This window comes from Ectothiorhodospira shaposhnikovii (assembly GCF_016584105.1).
Classification (GTDB): domain Bacteria; phylum Pseudomonadota; class Gammaproteobacteria; order Ectothiorhodospirales; family Ectothiorhodospiraceae; genus Ectothiorhodospira; species Ectothiorhodospira shaposhnikovii.
The window spans coordinates 37,647-53,374 of the sequence record NZ_NRSM01000025.1; the positions used below are offsets into that span (position 1 = coordinate 37,647).

The 15,728-nt window shown below is 62.3% G+C and carries 13 protein-coding genes and 2 pseudogenes; 9 read left to right on the top strand and 6 right to left on the bottom strand.

The genetic code is table 11. The annotated features are described in order from the left end of the window. Positions 1-242 precede the first annotated feature (242 nt). The 6 genes and pseudogenes from katG (at position 243) to CKO35_RS13265 (ending at position 8,302) form a co-directional block, all read left to right on the top strand. A complete protein-coding gene (gene katG / locus CKO35_RS13245; protein ID WP_200176624.1) occupies positions 243-2,438 on the top strand; it encodes a catalase/peroxidase HPI in 2,196 nt (731 codons plus the stop codon). Between the two features lie 1,233 nt (positions 2,439-3,671). Beyond that, positions 3,672-3,785 (top strand): annotated as a pseudogene (locus CKO35_RS18375) (FAD-dependent oxidoreductase); the annotation flags it as partial. A gap of 145 nt (positions 3,786-3,930) precedes the next feature. Continuing rightward, positions 3,931-4,929 (top strand): D-amino acid dehydrogenase, encoded by a 999-nt coding sequence (locus CKO35_RS13250; RefSeq protein ID WP_274600846.1) that lies wholly within the window; start codon positions 3,931-3,933, stop codon positions 4,927-4,929. Between the two features lie 408 nt (positions 4,930-5,337). Then, on the top strand, positions 5,338-7,293 hold the full coding sequence (locus CKO35_RS13255) for a methyltransferase domain-containing protein (RefSeq protein ID WP_200176625.1): 1,956 nt from the start codon (positions 5,338-5,340) through the stop codon (positions 7,291-7,293). Then, complete coding sequence (locus tag CKO35_RS13260; protein WP_200176626.1) at positions 7,290-7,970, top strand: AzlC family ABC transporter permease; 681 nt, start codon at positions 7,290-7,292, stop codon at positions 7,968-7,970. The genes CKO35_RS13255 and CKO35_RS13260 overlap by 4 nt, the downstream gene beginning before the upstream one ends. Then, positions 7,967-8,302 carry an AzlD domain-containing protein gene (locus CKO35_RS13265; RefSeq protein WP_200176627.1) on the top strand — a complete coding sequence of 112 codons (336 nt, stop codon included), beginning with the start codon at positions 7,967-7,969 and terminating at the stop codon, positions 8,300-8,302. The genes CKO35_RS13260 and CKO35_RS13265 overlap by 4 nt, the downstream gene beginning before the upstream one ends. A gap of 58 nt (positions 8,303-8,360) precedes the next feature. Here CKO35_RS13265 and CKO35_RS13270 read toward each other — a convergent pair whose 3' ends face one another. The 6 genes and pseudogenes from CKO35_RS13270 to CKO35_RS13295 all read right to left on the bottom strand — a co-directional run bounded on the left by CKO35_RS13270 (position 8,361) and on the right by CKO35_RS13295 (position 11,141). Next, positions 8,361-8,684 carry a type I restriction-modification enzyme R subunit C-terminal domain-containing protein gene (locus CKO35_RS13270; protein ID WP_200176628.1) on the bottom strand — a complete coding sequence of 108 codons (324 nt, stop codon included), beginning with the start codon at positions 8,682-8,684 and terminating at the stop codon, positions 8,361-8,363. Continuing rightward, a pseudogene (locus CKO35_RS13275) lies at positions 8,644-9,282 on the bottom strand (type I restriction endonuclease); the annotation flags it as partial. The gene CKO35_RS13270 and the pseudogene CKO35_RS13275, both read right to left, overlap by 41 nt. Further along, a complete protein-coding gene (locus tag CKO35_RS13280) occupies positions 9,279-9,530 on the bottom strand; it encodes a UPF0175 family protein (protein WP_200176629.1) in 252 nt (83 codons plus the stop codon). The pseudogene CKO35_RS13275 and the gene CKO35_RS13280, both read right to left, overlap by 4 nt. A gap of 41 nt (positions 9,531-9,571) precedes the next feature. Further along, complete coding sequence (locus CKO35_RS13285) at positions 9,572-10,585, bottom strand: virulence RhuM family protein/type II toxin-antitoxin system death-on-curing family toxin (RefSeq protein ID WP_200176630.1); 1,014 nt, start codon at positions 10,583-10,585, stop codon at positions 9,572-9,574. Then, a complete protein-coding gene (locus CKO35_RS13290; RefSeq protein WP_200176631.1) occupies positions 10,582-10,794 on the bottom strand; it encodes a restriction endonuclease subunit S in 213 nt (70 codons plus the stop codon). Before CKO35_RS13290 ends, CKO35_RS13285 begins: the two co-directional genes overlap by 4 nt. Before the next feature lie 8 nt (positions 10,795-10,802). Next, positions 10,803-11,141, bottom strand: coding sequence for a zinc ribbon domain-containing protein YjdM (locus CKO35_RS13295; protein ID WP_200176632.1), 339 nt, complete (start codon positions 11,139-11,141; stop codon positions 10,803-10,805). Positions 11,142-11,738: 597 nt separating this feature from the next. Between CKO35_RS13295 and fadI the strand changes: the two genes are divergently transcribed. From fadI to CKO35_RS13310, 3 genes are all read left to right on the top strand, one after another. Then, positions 11,739-13,052: an acetyl-CoA C-acyltransferase FadI gene (gene fadI, locus CKO35_RS13300; RefSeq protein WP_200176633.1), complete on the top strand. Its 1,314-nt coding sequence runs from the start codon at positions 11,739-11,741 to the stop codon at positions 13,050-13,052. Further along, complete coding sequence (gene fadJ, locus CKO35_RS13305) at positions 13,052-15,208, top strand: fatty acid oxidation complex subunit alpha FadJ (protein WP_200176634.1); 2,157 nt, start codon at positions 13,052-13,054, stop codon at positions 15,206-15,208. Before fadI ends, fadJ begins: the two co-directional genes overlap by 1 nt. 73 nt (positions 15,209-15,281) lie before the next feature. Then, positions 15,282-15,719 (top strand): hypothetical protein, encoded by a 438-nt coding sequence (locus CKO35_RS13310; RefSeq protein WP_242467193.1) that lies wholly within the window; start codon positions 15,282-15,284, stop codon positions 15,717-15,719. The last annotated feature ends 9 nt before the right edge of the window (positions 15,720-15,728 follow it).

Sequence of the window (15,728 nt, forward strand, 5' to 3'; positions counted from 1 at the left end):
GAGGGCATCAATCAATTGCTAAAAACTATCAAAAAAATGAAAACCATTCATTTGATTGTATTACCCATACCATCTATAAACTAATAACGAACGCAGGGCGAACGAATTGGCGCGAGTCACTCCCGGCAGTCATCGTCGGTGAACCTGGCCTCGCACAGGCCGCATGAGCGGGCTGCCCTGCCCCGAACGTGGTCTGGATTTTGATCGAATCAACCAACCAAGTGGTAAATGGGGAGATAGACATGGCCGGAAACAACGTCAGCAGCCCGGGCAAGTGCCCGGTAGTACACGGCGGCAACACCGCCAGCGGAGCTTCCAACAACGTCATGGAATGGTGGCCCAATGCACTGAACCTGGACATCCTTCACCAGCATGATTCCAAGACCGACCCCCTGGGCGAAGATTTTGATTATGCAGAGGAATTCAAGAAGCTGGATCTGGAAGCCGTAAAGCGGGACCTGCGGGCGCTGATGACGGACAGCCAGGACTGGTGGCCGGCCGACTGGGGACACTACGGCGGCCTGATGATCCGCATGGCCTGGCACGCCGCCGGCACCTACCGCATTGCCGACGGCCGCGGGGGGGCCGGGACCGGCAACCAGCGCTTTGCGCCGCTCAACAGCTGGCCCGACAACGTCAACCTGGACAAGGCCCGTCGCCTGCTGTGGCCGATCAAGAAAAAGTACGGCAACCAGCTCTCCTGGGCCGATCTGATCATTCTGGCCGGCAACATGGCCTATGAGTCCATGGGTCTGAAGACCTTCGGCTTTGCCGGTGGCCGCGCGGACATCTGGCATCCGGAAAAGGACATCTACTGGGGTTCCGAGAAGGAATGGCTGGCCAAGTCCGGCGGCGAAGGCAGCCGCTACTCCGGCGAGCGCGACCTGGAAAACCCCCTGGCCGCCGTGATGATGGGCCTGATCTACGTCAACCCGGAAGGGGTGGACGGCAATCCCGACCCACTCAAGACCGCCCATGACGTGCGCATCACCTTTGCCCGCATGGCGATGAACGATGAGGAAACCGTGGCCCTGACCGCCGGTGGCCATACCGTGGGCAAATGCCATGGTAACGGCGATGCCTCCAGGCTGGGCTCGGACCCCGAAGGGGCCGGCGTCGAAGAACAGGGCCTGGGCTGGCATAACCCCCAGGGCAAGGGCTGTGGCCGTGAAACCATCACCAGCGGCATTGAAGGCGCCTGGACCACCTACCCCACCAAGTGGGACAACGGCTACTTCAAGATGCTGCTGGAGCACGAATGGGAGCTGAAGAAGAGCCCGGCCGGTGCCTGGCAGTGGGAGCCTGTCGATATCAAGGAGGAAGACAAGCCGGTGGACGTGGAAGATCCGTCCATCCGCTACAACCCGATCATGACCGACGCCGACATGGCCATGATCAAGGACCCCATCTATCGGGAGATCTCCGAGCGTTTCTACAAGGATCCCGAGTATTTCAACGAGGTCTTCGCCAGGGCCTGGTTCAAGCTGACCCACCGCGATCTGGGGCCGAAGAGCCGTTACCTGGGTCCGGACGTGCCCCAGGAGGACCTGATCTGGCAGGACCCCATCCCCACCGTGGATTACACCTTGGATGATGGCGAAATCGCCGACCTCAAGAACAAGATCCTCGCCAGCGGCCTGAGCGTTTCCGAGCTGGTCGCCACTGCCTGGGACAGTGCCCGTACCTTCCGTGGTTCCGACTGCCGGGGCGGCGCCAACGGCGCCCGGATTCGTCTGGCGCCGATGTGCGACTGGGAAGGCAACGAGCCGGAACGTCTCAAGAAGGTACTGGGCGTGCTGGAAGGCATCCAGGCCGGCCTGGGCAAACCGGTGAGCATGGCCGACCTGATCGTGCTGGGCGGTACGGCGGCGGTGGAAAAGGCGGCACGGGATGCCGGCGTGGACATCACCGTGCCCTTTGCACCGGGCCGTGGGGATGCCACCGAGGAGATGACCGACACCGAGTCCTATGCCGTGCTGGAACCCATCCACGATGGCTACCGCAACTGGCAGCAGAAGGATTATGTGGTCACCGGTGAGGAACTGTTGCTGGACCGCACCCAGCTGATGGGGCTGACCGCCCCGGAAATGACGGTGCTGGTGGGCGGCATGCGCGTCCTGGGCACCAACCATGGCGGCACCCGGCATGGTGTGTTCACGGATCGCGTGGGCGTGCTGAGCAACGACTTCTTCGTCAACCTCACCGACATGCGCTACAGCTGGAAACCGGCCAGCAACAACCTCTACGAAATCCGTGATCGCAAGAGCGGCGAGGTGAAGTGGACGGCCACCCGGGTTGATCTGGTGTTCGGTTCCAACTCGATCCTGCGTTCCTATGCCGAAGTCTATGCCCAGGACGACAACCGGGAGAAGTTCGTCAAGGACTTCGTCAAGGCATGGGTCAAGGTGATGAATGCTGACCGCTTTGATCTGAAGTAGGTGGAGGGATGGAGGCGGGGTTCAGGCCCCGCCTCCATCATGCTTCCCAAAACCCTCGGGCGCAGCCGTCTTCCGGCCGCGCCCTTTTTCGTCTGCTGCCCCTGACCTGTCACTGCTGGTGGTGCTGTCGCTGAGGAACGAGTCAGCCGGGTCGAGCATTCACTCTCTTGACATAGAAACATAAATGATTATTATTTTTACTCTTCTTATTAAGCCCGAGGATTCCCTCGCCAAGGGCTAGCAAGGACAAACGTTGGTCATTGCGACAGGAGGTTGCATGGTTTTCTTCGATTCGTTATCCCGAACCGGCCACGGGCATGGTGTCTTCCCTGCGGCGAGTCGCAATTGGAAGTTGCGGTTGACGGCTTGGGTTGCAGCCACCGTGTCGTCACATTGGCAATGCCGTTACACTCGGAAGAGGTTGCCAACTCCGATACTCCCTTCAGGATTGAGGACTTCTCGACAAATCATGGCCGCCATGCGAGGCGGTGATTTACTTCGGGCAGGTCATAGGCTCGGGGAAGGGATCGTATATGGTTTCGTCACAGCAGTTGGCGGTGGTGCACTTACAGTTTACCTGTCAGGTTCAGTCGGCAATTTTCGCACCAACACCATAGCGGAACCCAGGCAGATTTTTACTCTGAATTGGCAGTTGGTTATGCGCAAAGAGGTGTGCGAGCTGTCATTCTAAATGGGTGTTCACGCGTGATTCAGATGACATGTAACAGGCAGAATCCATCATTAAGGTGACACCCATGCTTTCAGTATGCGAGTTCCTGGTTACTTTCTCGGTCGGATTATTACTGATCATCGTTCCTTATACATTGGGTCTTGTCTTCCGCGGCCTAAAGAGAGGGGATTGGCGCATCGTCGAACTTTCATCGCTAGCGTTCATGTTGTTGATTTCAAGTTCTGTCTTCATTAACTTCACATTTGGGTTAGGCGACTTTTTCACAAGCCGGATTTGCGGTCAATAAGATGGTGCTTGAAGGCTTGGAACTCGCTGCATCATTGACTGGATCCCCGCTTTCGTGGGGATGACGGAGTGGTTGGGTTGGTCGGGATGGGAGGGATGGGCAAACGTCACTCCCGCGAAAGCGGGAGTCCAGACGAGGACGGCACGTCGCCGGCTCCCCGACTCATCAACTTTTCCACCAAACAGAAAACTTTCCCGCACCGAATCATTCTTACCTGAAAAGACCCATCCCCTTCCCGGCGTATGAGGCTCCACCCATGAAAGTTCTGGTATTGGGCAGTGGCGTGATCGGTGTCACCAGCGCCTGGTATCTGGCCAGGGCGGGACACGAAGTGACGGTGATCGACCGGCTGGAGGAACCGGCCATGGAAACCAGTCACGCCAATGCGGGCATGCTGTCGTTCGACCACTCCACCCCCTGGGCCGCACCGGGCGTCCCCTTCAAGGCCATCCGATGGCTGACGCAGGACCTCGCCCCCCCTCTACATCAACCCAAAGGCCATCGACATTCGGGCATTGGGCTTTCTGGTCAGTATGCTGGGGCAGTGCACCAGCTCGGCCTTCACGGTGAACAAGGAACGCATGCTACGAGTGGCCCGTTACAGCGCCGAATGCTTCAAAGCACTGCGGGAAGAACTGCCGCTGCACTACGATGGCCGTCAGAAGGGCACCCTGGAACTGTTCCGCACGGAAAAGGATCTGGCGGAGGCCGGCGACAATGTGGCCATCCTGGAACGCTGGCATATTCCCCATGCGGTGCTGGACGTGGACGCCTGCATCCGCCATGAACCGGCCCTGGCCCACGTGCGGGAAAAGATCGCCGGAGGCGTGCTGCTGCCGGGAGATGAGACCGGTGACTGCCGCAAGTTCAGCCTAGCCCTGGCAAAGGCCTGTGAAACCCTGGGCGTGACCTTCCTGATGAACACCTCGGTCGAGGCCATCGACACCGGCAACGGGAAAATCACCGGCGTCAGGACCTCCACCGGCACCCTGACCGCCGACCGCTACGTAGTGGCGCTGGGCTGTGAATCACCCAGGGTACTGGGCGGGATCGGCATCCATCTGCCCATCTATCCCCTCAAGGGCTACTCCCTCACCATGCCGATCCTGGACGAGGATCGGGCACCCCAGTCCACGGTGATGGACCAGAAGTACAAGGTGGCCGTCACCCGCTTCGACCACCGCATCCGGGTGGGAGGGATCGCGGAGATCGCCGGCGACAACAAGGACCTGCCGCAACAACGCCGGGCGGTCATCGAGTTCGTGGTGCGCGACCTGTTCCCCGGTGGCGGCGCGGTGGAAACAGCCGAGTTCTGGATCGGGCTGCGCCCCATGACCCCGGACAGCGTGCCGATCCTGGGCAGGACCCGCTACGACAACCTGTTCCTGAACACCGGCCACGGCACCCTGGGCTGGACCATGTCCCTGGGCTCGGCAAGATTCGTGGCCGACCTGGTCAGCGGACGTCCCCCGGACATCGACCCCGCCGGCCTGGGGGTGGATCGTTACCGCTGAACGGCATCGGCCTCGGCCACCCAGGCATTACCACGTGCCGCCAGCTCTCCCAGGTCCACATGTGAACGCGCCAGTTCGGATCAATCACATCCATTGATCGTTGCAAACCCTTCCTCTGGCGCCACACGGCGTCAATCCGCTGCCTGGAAGGCAAACGGCTCGGCCGCCACGAACAGCCCCGACACCTCACCGGAAAGTACCCGTTCCATATCCACACCCAGGTCCAGTTTGATGACGCTAAAAATCAAACCAAGGCAGCAGCGCCCCCGCGGACCCGATCTTACGGAGCCAGGCTTGCGGGTTCGGCGTCATCCCCAATTCGGTCCAGTGAGGCCTTTCCAACACCAACGATATCCATTATTCTGGATTTTCTTCTTTAAAAGAAAACCCATTGGAGGCACTTGAGCCGTGCTGGAGACAGACAGCAAACGGGTATGGAGCATAGGGCAGAACGTTGCGACCATCCGACGCCGCCGGGGTTTGACGCTGGATGGGCTTGCGGAACTCAGCTCGGTCAGCCGCGCATCGATCTCCGCACTTGAAAACGGGGCCGACAACCCACGTGTGCAGACGCTATGGAACCTCGCGGACGCACTTGGCGTGAATTTCGGCACCCTGATCGGCGACAGCAAGGATGAGTGCGTTGTGGACGACGACGGCGCCAGCGTGCAGCTCATTGACCGGCGGACGAGCCCGAAGATCGTCGAGGCTTACCTTTTGGAATTGCCAGCCGGAGTATCCCGAAACGCCCGCCCCCATGTTTCCGGGGTCCACGAACATGTGGTCGTTCTTGCCGGAGAGCTGCTGACGGGACCGGCGGAAGGCCCCAGCCTGCTGAAAGCTGGGCAATCCGCCTCATTCGCGGCCGATGTACCACACATCTATTCGGCCGAACGCGCGAGCGCACGCGCCATCGTAACGGTGGTCTATCCCCTCCAGGAGGATGGGGCACGGCCCGATTTGGAGCTGAACTGGCCTCGGAGCAAGGTTGATTGGGAGGAAGTTGTATCGCTGATGGCCCGCGCCACGATCGAGGTGCAGAACGGGGTGGGCATAAACACCAAGAGGTTCCAGCTCCCGGCGCAACTCAGCCCCGCGAAAGCCGTGAGTGAGCTTCGCAGAAGAATCGCGACCGTCCCGCATAGCCCCGCCGTGCGTCGCTTCGTCCTCACTGGCAGCGCCCCCGGAATCCTCTCACTCTACCGGGCACCGCAAATGGCGCGCCTTCCTACAGCGACTGAGTCCCTGAAGGGAAACCTGGCGGACCGATGCCTGAAGCTTGCAGACCTCGCTACTGCGCGTTTCGGATCGTGCGATCTGGACCGCATCCAGCGCTCTGTCAGCGAGACGTCATCCCTGATGGAGTCGGCCTTGGCTGCGGAGGCTCTGACGAGACACGGCAGGCCAACAGTGCCGCTGGGCGTGGGCACGATAGAACATGGTCGGGAGCCAGATGACGCCACCGCAAGGCGCCTGTTTGAAGCCAGGATCGATGTTGACGCCTACGAGGCCTACGAACTTGTCCATCCCGCCTATGCCCGCCAGACGCTTGCGCTGGCAGGCTACCTACCCGTGACGGAGGGGCTCCGGATCCTCGATGTCGGAACAGGGCCCGGCCTGCCCTTGGCGATGCTTCGCGAACTGCGCCCGGACCTGCAGGCGCTCGCGGTCGATCCCAGCGAAGTAGCGGTTCAGCATCTGACACGACGGTTCGCCAAGGATCCCGCAGTTGCGATCCAGCAAACCTCAATCACGGAACTGGATCCCCGAAATCAGGGGTTCGAGGTCGCCGTATCGGTTGGTGCGTCCCACCATCTGGACACGTCCGCCTTCCTTGCCGCAATACGTGATCAAGTCCGGAATGGCGGTCGTGTTCTAGTCGCCGACGAGATGATCTCAGCGTTTTCTGACTGTGGGGGACGCCAGGCCGCCCTCATTCGCCATCACCTTTGGTACATCCTGGATACGTTGGTGGAGCTGCCGAAAGGATCACATAAGGGCGACATCCAGCTCGCGAAGCGCTTGGCCGAGGTGCTTCCCGAGGCGTTGGGAATGGCATATTCCCAACGGAGCGATGCGGCCAGGCACACGATTCGCGATCTCTTCGAGGAGGTCACGGAAATCGAACGGCCGATGCAGCCCTCACACCCCTTGGCGGTATTCTCTCGATTCCACCTTCTGGAACTCCAGGCGCTCATCGCAGGGTTCGACTACGAGGTCGAGCAGAAGACATCTCCGGCACGGTTCAAGGCGCTCGCCCGGACGAACGGGTTCGAGATCATGGAGCATCACAGGATCTATGCAACCGATGGAGACGGCCAGGAGGATGCCGGGACACATCTTCTGGTCATGGAGGCTGTATGACAGCCGATCTCGGTGTGCGCGCAGGAGTGCAAGCCGCCCTGCCCATTGCAGCCGCCTACTTGCCGGTGGCCTTCGCGCTGGGAGCGGCGTCCTCACAACTGGGCTTTTCGGTTTTCGGAAGTGCGTTGTGGTCCGCGATCATGTTTTCGGGGGCCAATCAGGCACTCCTGCTGAGCGGGCTTGCCTCAGGGGTTCCGCTGGTCATTCTGGCGTTATTGGCGATTGCTGCCAGCCTCAGACACATTCTTTACGGAGCGGTTCTCGCGGGGCGTCTCAATGCTTCGCCCGCAGGCCGGGCAACCTACGGTTACGGCCTCACGGACGAGGTATTCGCAACCACCCTGACCGCATACGAAGCGCGTGGCCACGCCTTGCCCTCCAGGTGGCTCGTGGGACTGGCCATTTCGGCGCTGGGAACATGGATCATCGGCACCGCACTGGGGAATGCGGTCGGCGACGTTCTCCAGTCCCACGCCCCAGGCATCAGTGGGGCGCTCGACTTCGCCCTTCCCGCACTTTTCGTAGGGCTGGTCTGGTCCACTGCGAGGCGGTCGATACTTGGGCGGATGCTGCTCGCCGGAGTCCTCTCGGCGCTCATGGTTTTGCTCGGTCGCCCTGAACTCGCGATCCTGGCTGGCGCCCTGCCTGCCCTTATCCCGGATCGGAGAACCGAATGACCGCCCTCTGGACTACCATCACCATCATCGGTATGGCGACCTACGCCACTCGTGTTTTGCCCTTGTTCTGGATTCGACCCAGTGGCCGGGAAGGACCACGATCATCCTGGCTGGACCGCCTGGGCCCGTGTTTGCTGGCGGCAATGGCCGCTGCGGTCATCCTGCCCACGTTCGAGCAGTCCGAAAGTTCGTTGGAGTTGATGGCCGTGACGGGAGGGGTGATCGCTGCGGGTGCGTCCATGTCGATACGGCGAGATCCAGGCTTGGCCACGCTCGTCGGTATGGTCGCGTTCTACCTCATCAATGCCCATCCAGAATTCATCCTGCACTAAAGCGGCAGTGTTCAACGATGGCAAGGACAAAAGTGACGACGACCAACCCAACACCGCCTTACCCGAAAAGAAGCAAACGATGGTGGCCATGGAAGATGCGCGCCTTGCGGGCATCCACTCGCTCGGCCCGGCTCACCGGCGCCATGTTGAAGGCGATGTAGGCCAGCACATCGTAGAGATCGCTGTGCTCGGCCTCGATCAGCTTGCCCACATCGGCCAACTCCTGCCTGCCGTAGCCCTTCTCCTCCAGCCCCTCCAGCAGCTTTTTCCGGGTATCCGGGCGACCCCACAGGCGGCGTAGTTCGTCTTCGTCCTTGAACAGCTCGGGCAGATCCCTGAACAGGCGCGCCCGAGGCGCGTGCCGCCAGACTCCAGCGGGCATGAAACAGCTTCCAGGCAATCTGGAAGGCGATGGCGGTCTTGCCGGTGCCGGTGGCCAGGGTCAGAAGAATGCGATCCCGACCCGCCGCAACGGCCTCCAGCGCCTGGTTGATGGCGTTGTGCTGATAATAGCGCGCCTGCCAGAACCCACCATTGTCCTCGAAGGGCACCGCGCCGAAGCGTTCCCGCCAGCTGTCTTGAACACCGGCACCCGTGCCAAAGGTCTCCACCCACAGCCCATCGGGAGAGGGCCAGGCATCCACCGGCCCCTCCGTGCCCGTGCCCATGTCCACCCGGTAGATGCCGTCGCCATTGGTGGCGTAGGCGAATCGGGTCTGCAAGCGCTCGGCATAGCGCTTGGCCTGGGCCAGCCCCTCGGTCACCGGCAAGCTGCGTTTCTTGGCCTCGATCACCGCAAGCTTCTGGCCGCGATAGATCAGCACATAGTCGGCAATGTCCTGCCTGGCCCGTTTGCCGCCGCCCTGCAGCCGACCGAGCGTGATCACCTCACGCCGCACCCGGCTGGCCTCCATCACACCCCACCCTGCCTCCTTCAGGGCCGGGTCGATGAGTTCAGCGCGGGTTTCGGCTTCGTTCATGGGTGCGCAAGTGCATCGACAGTATGAATATCCTCTTCCACGACCTGTTCATCCAGTCGGAAGCCGGTACCGAAGTGTTCGCGCAGGCGGGCAGCGAAATCTTCAAAACTGAGATCGGCCAGCGAGGCAGCAGCGGCAAAGCTCAGCTTGTGGGCATGGTAGAGGGCGGCGGCGAGGAAGAAGTTGGCCGACTCTCTGCCAAAGGGCTCCAGCACTTCTTCAAAGTCGGAATTGATGGCCAAGGGCATGGCGTACTCCTCCGCAGATAGATACTCGTTGATAAAAAAGACTATCTCTTGCCATTATGCGTTCCAGCCAGCATGTTCATGATCAGACGGATCATGGTCTCCTTGTGGGCGGCATCCGACTCGGCCACCAGCAGGGTCAGGGCCGCGAGGCCCACGTCGTTGATCACCGGCTCACCTGCCGCATTCAGCAAGCGGCCATTACGGTGGAGGAAGTCCACGAACAAGAAGGCCGCGCTGCGCTTGTTGCCATCGGAAAACGGGTGGTTCTTGACCACGAAATACAGCAGATGCGCGGCCTTGGACTCCACGCTGGGGTAAGCGGGCTCGCCAAACACGCTCTGATCCAGATTGCCCAGCAGCGAGGCCAGACCGTCGCCCCGATCCCGGGCGAACAGATCGGTCGCCTCGCCGCGCGCCATGAGCTCGGATTTCAGACTGTCCAGCGCGGCCCGCGCCTGTTCCAGTGTGGGCAGGCTTCCACCCGGCTGGGCACGTGGCTCGGTCAGCAGCCCCTCGTCGTAGCGCTGCAGCAGCAGAAAGGTCTGGGCGTAGCGGCTGACGATATCCACCAAGCCACGACCGCTGCCCGCGTCCAGCGCCGGGCTTTGCGCGGCCTTGCGCACCAGCGCCAGGGCCGCCTCCAGTTCCCGGGCATTTTCCTCAAAGCGCTGGCGGTTCAGGGTCCAGCCCTGGGTGAGGTGTTCGCGGAGGACGCGGGTGGCCCACTGGCGGAACTTGACGGCGCGGCCTGAGTTGACCCGGTAGCCGACTGAAATGATCGCGTCGAGGTTGTAGTGCTTGACGCGCCGCCGAACCTGCCGCTGGCCTTCCTGACGAAGGACCGAGGATTCCTCGGTAGTTGCCTCCTCGACCAGTTCATCGTCAGCGTAGATATTCTTGAGGTGCAGGCCGATATTGTCCGTCGAGGTATCAAAGACGTCAGCCATTTGCCGTTGTGAGAGCCAAACCGTCTCCTGATCCGTATCCAGCCGGACCTCGACGGCCTTGTCGGCTGCGCCGTAGATGATGATCGGCGCCTGGTGTTCCTGGGTCATGTGACTAACTCCTCCTTGAGAGCATCGTTGAGGCTTACCGGGCCAGCTGTCAGCTCGCCCGAAAAGGCCTTTTGTAGCATGGATTGTTTGAGCTCGGAAAGCGCATGAAGCTTACTGCGATACATGGACTGAACTTCTTGACATTGAACCAAAAGCTCAGACACCTGATCAACTATTTTTCTTTTTTCCGCTAGCTTTGGCACGGCCATGTCCTTCTTTATGCCTTTTTAACGAACTCAGATTTGAGCTTCATTGGACCGATGCCATCGATTTTGCAATCAATATTATGATCACCATCTACCAACCTGATGTTTTTGACCTTGACTCCAACTTTCACCACGAGGGACGTTCCCTTAACTTTTAGATCTTTAATCACAGTAATTGTGTCACCATCACTCAGCAAGTTTCCATTTGAATCCTTTACTACTATACCAGCGTATTGCTCCTCACCTTCTCCTGCCTTCCACTCATGGCCACATTCAGGGCAAACTAAAGCGCCTCTATCTTCATATGTAAAGCTGGATTTACAACCTGGACAATTAGGTAAATTACTCATCAGTCAACTCTCAAATGTCGTATCGGAAAACACTTGCCATCGATGTGCGTACGCTTTGGTTTAGCTGAGCCTCCAAGGGCCTGACTCCGTGACTTGAACTACCACACCTTCTTGCCCGAACTGACGGAGTAACGCTACCAACCAATATTGCTGGTTAGAAGGAGTAGCTTTAAGTTCCCAAGGCCCTCACCGACAAGATGGCCGGTGAGCCCCAGCCCGTAGCTGGCTCATTCATCGATGAGAACCTGCGCAGCACCCGCAGTGACCGGCTATGCTGCGCCTCATCAAGCGCAAATTCGGCGCCCGGGCCAGGATTGTACTGCCAACAGCATGTCCAGCAGGCCACTGAAGCTCGATTATCCCAGTGGATCGACAAACATCCTCACCGCTGAAAACATCGAATGTTGGGGTGAGGCCAGACATCGACCCCACCGGCCTGGAGGTGGACCGCTACCGCCGGGCAGGGCACCACACGTCCGGCTTGCCTATTCATTCAAACGACTGTTAGAGTCCCCCTTGATGATTATCAAACCATGATGCCGCCGGGATCGCTCCAGGGTGTCCACGGCAGGCCGACGTCACACCAAGGGAGTTCGTATGAAAAAGACACCCAACCCCGCACCCACCCGACCCGGCCAGCGCGTGGCGGTGGTGGCCGGGCTGCGCACGCCTTTTGCGCGGCAGCTCACCGCCTTCCGGGACCTGTCCGCCATTGATCTGGGCATTCTGGTCACCAGCGAACTGATGGCCCGCACGGACCTGGACCCGGCGCTGGTGGAACGGGTGGTCTACGGTCAGGTGGGGATCCTCCCCCAGGCCCCCAATATCGCCCGCGAAGTGGTGCTGGGCGCTGGCCTGCCGGCAGGAACCGATGCCTACAGCGTCTCCCGCGCCTGCGCCACCAGCCTGCAGAGCACCGTGGACGTGGCCGCCGCCATCGCCCGCAACGAGATCCAGGTGGGGCTGGCCGGCGGCGCCGATTCCACCTCGGTGCTGCCGCTGCAGCTCAGCACCCCCCTGGCCCGCGCCTTCATGCGGGCCAGCAAGGCCCGCTCCCTGCTGGACAAGCTGCGCTGCTTCAAGGACATCCGCCCCGGGCATCTGCTGCCCAACCCGCCGGCGGTGGCGGACTATTCCACCGGTCTGCGCATGGGCGATATCGCCGAACAGATGGCCCGCAATCACGACATCGGACGGGCGGAGCAGGATGCCCTGGCGGTGGCTTCCCACCACAAGGCCCACCAGGCCTGGGAGGCGGGACACCTGCAAGCCGAGGTGATGACCGGCATCGTGCCCCCCTTCCGGGAAGTGATCACCCGGGACAACACCCTGCGACCCGATACCAGCCTGGAACACATGGCACGCCTGCCGCCAGTGTTCGACCGTCGCCACGGCACGGTCACCGCCGCCAATTCCAGCCCGCTCACCGATGGCGCCGTCAGCCTGCTGCTGATGACCGAATCCCGGGCGCGGGCACTGGGTTTCGACCCCCTGGGCTTCATTCGCGGCTGGGCCTTCACCGCCATCGACCCCTTCAACGACGGACTGATGGGTCCGTCCCATGCCACCCCCCTGGCCCTGGACCGGGCCGGCATCCGGCTGCAAGACCTGGCACTGGTGGAGATGCACGAGGCCTTCGCCGCCCAGGTACTCGCCAATCTCAAACAATGGCGGTGCCCGCGCTTTGCCCGGGAGGTCCTGGGACGGGACACCCCCATCGGCGAGGTGGACCCGGATCGCTTCAACGTACTGGGCGGCTCCATCGCCTACGGCCATCCCTTCGCCGCCACGGGGGGACGCATGATCATCCAGACACTGCGCGAACTGCGCCGCCGGGGCGGCGGACTGGCGCTGACCACCGCCTGCGCCGCGGGCGGCTTGGGCGCAGCCCTGATCCTGGAGGTGAACTGATGAATGCCTTTCACATGCAGAAGGATGACCGGAACGTGGCCGTCATCACCGTGGACCTGCCCGATGAGCGCATGAACGTACTCCGGGCGGAGATGGTGGACGAATGCGGCGCCCTGCTGGATACCCTGGCACGGGACAACACCCTGCGGGGCGTCATCATCACCAGCGGCAAGCCGGACAACTTCATCGCCGGGGCCGACATCCGCATGCTGTCCGCCTGCGACAGCGCCGAGGACGCCGCCGCCCTGGCCCGCGCCGGACAGGCCCTGTTCGACCGACTGGAGGGCTTCCCGGTGCCGGTGGTGGCCGCCATCCACGGCCCCTGTCTCGGCGGCGGACTGGAACTGGCCATGGCCTGTCACGGCCGGGTGGCCACGGATCATGACGCCACCCGCCTGGGCCTGCCGGAAGTGCAGCTGGGCCTGCTGCCGGGGAGCGGCGGCACCCAACGGCTGCCGCCGCTGGTGGGCCTGCCCCAGGCCCTGGACATGATGCTCACCGGACGCCAGCTGCGCCCGCGCCAGGCCCTGCGGCAGGGACTGGTGGATGAACTGGTGCCCCCGCCCCTGCTGATGCAGGCGGCCCGTGCCCGGGTGCAGGCCCTGACGGACGGGAAACAGACCCGCCGCCGCAGGCCCTGGCACCAACGCCTGCTGGAAAACAACACACTGGGGCGACACATGGTCTACCGGCAGGTCGGCAAGCGGGTACACGCCCGCACCCAGGGCAACTACCCGGCCCCGGAACGCATCATCGACGCCGTGCGCACCGGCCTGGAATCCGGTCGGCGGGCGGGGCTCGCCGCCGAGGCCGGGCATTTCGGGACCCTGGCCATGACGCCCCAGGCGGAGGCGCTGATGTCCCTGTATCTGGCCGGCAATGCCCTGAAAAAGGCCCTGGTCACCTCGCCGTCGGCCACCCCTCGTCCGGTGCGGACCGTGGGCGTGCTGGGCGCGGGCCTGATGGGGGCCGGGATTGCCCATGTCACCAGCACCCAGGCCGGCAGGAACGTACGGCTCAAGGACGTGAGCGCCGAACGGCTCAACGAGGCCATGGGCCATGTCCATCGCCAAATCCGGACCCGGCAGCGGCGCCAGGGGCTAAGCGACTTCGAGGCGGGACGCCAGCTGAACCGCATCACCCCCACCCTGGACTACAGCGGCTTTGGTCGTCTGGACATGGTGATCGAGGCGGTGTTCGAGGATCTGGCACTCAAGCACCGCATGCTGGCGGATGTGGAGGCCCATTGCCCGGAGACAGTGATCTTTGCCACCAACACCTCGTCCATCCCCGTCGCGCAGATCGCCGCGCCGGCCCGGCGGCCGGAACGGGTCATCGGCATGCACTATTTCTCACCGGTGGAACGCATGCCCCTGCTGGAAGTGATCGTCACCGACCGCACCGATCCGGAAGTGATCGCCACCACCGTGGCCCTGGGCCGGGACCAGGGCAAGACGGTGATCGTGGTTCAGGACGGGGCCGGGTTCTACGTCAACCGCATCCTCGCCCCCTACCTGAACGAGGCCTGCCATCTGCTCATGGAGGGCGTGCCCATCGACCACATCGACACCACCCTGGTGCGGTTCGGCTTCCCCATGGGGCCCTTCGCCCTGCTGGATCAGGTGGGGCTGGACGTGGGCGGCAAGGTGGGACCCATCCTGCATGAAGCCTTCGGTGAACGCATGCGCCCCTCACCGGTGGGCGAGCGCCTGCTGGCCCAGGGGCGGCGGGGCCGCAAGTCCGGCAAGGGATTCTACCGCCATGATCGCCGTGGGCGCGGCGCCCCCAAAGTAGATGCGGCGGTCTACACCGAACTGGGGGTACAGCCCGGGCAACGCCTTCCGGCCCAGGAAATCATCGACCGCACCGTGCTGCCCATGATCAACGAGGCGGTCCGTTGCCACCAGGAAGGCATCATCCGTCACCGGCGGGACGGAGACATCGGAGCCGTCTTCGGCATCGGATTCCCCCCCTTCCTGGGCGGACCGTTCCATGAACTGGCCCGGCGGGGACCGAAAGCGGTGGCAGAGCGCCTGAACGAACTGCAGACCCGTCACGGGGACCGCTTCGAGCCGGCACCCGGGCTGGAGAAGGTGCTGGAGGGGGATGGCGGTGCTTCACCGGCACGGCCATGCCCTTCAGTGGGATCGGTCTGACCTCAGCACTTTCACCTCGGCCAGGGACAGGCCCGTGGTCTGGGCGATCTGCTCGTCTGTGAGCAGATCCAGCTTGAGCAGGTTGATGGCCGCCAGACGCCGTGTGGATCTCAACCCGGTGCGGGCCGGGATGACGGATACACCGGAAGCCTCGGAACATACCAGCATCCGGGAACGGATCACGCCGAGGTTCGATCTGGCCCAGTCGGTGCGTGAGCAGATGCGGATGGACGCCCTGCTGCGACTCGACGGGCCGGTGAAACCGCTGCTGCCGTTTGAAGGCGCATTCGCCGAACGGGAACAGCCTGGCATCCCGTTTGCCTTCGAGGATTATCTCGCCCTGGTGGACTACACCGGTCGGGCCATCGACCCGAGAAAGAAAGGCGCCATCGCCAATACCCTACCCCCGATCCTGCAGCGGCTGGGACTCACCCCGGATCAGTGGCTGGCACAGAGCACGCAGTTCGAGGCCCTGTACCGGCAACAGCGACGACGATCAGTGGCCGGATAGCCCTCCCCC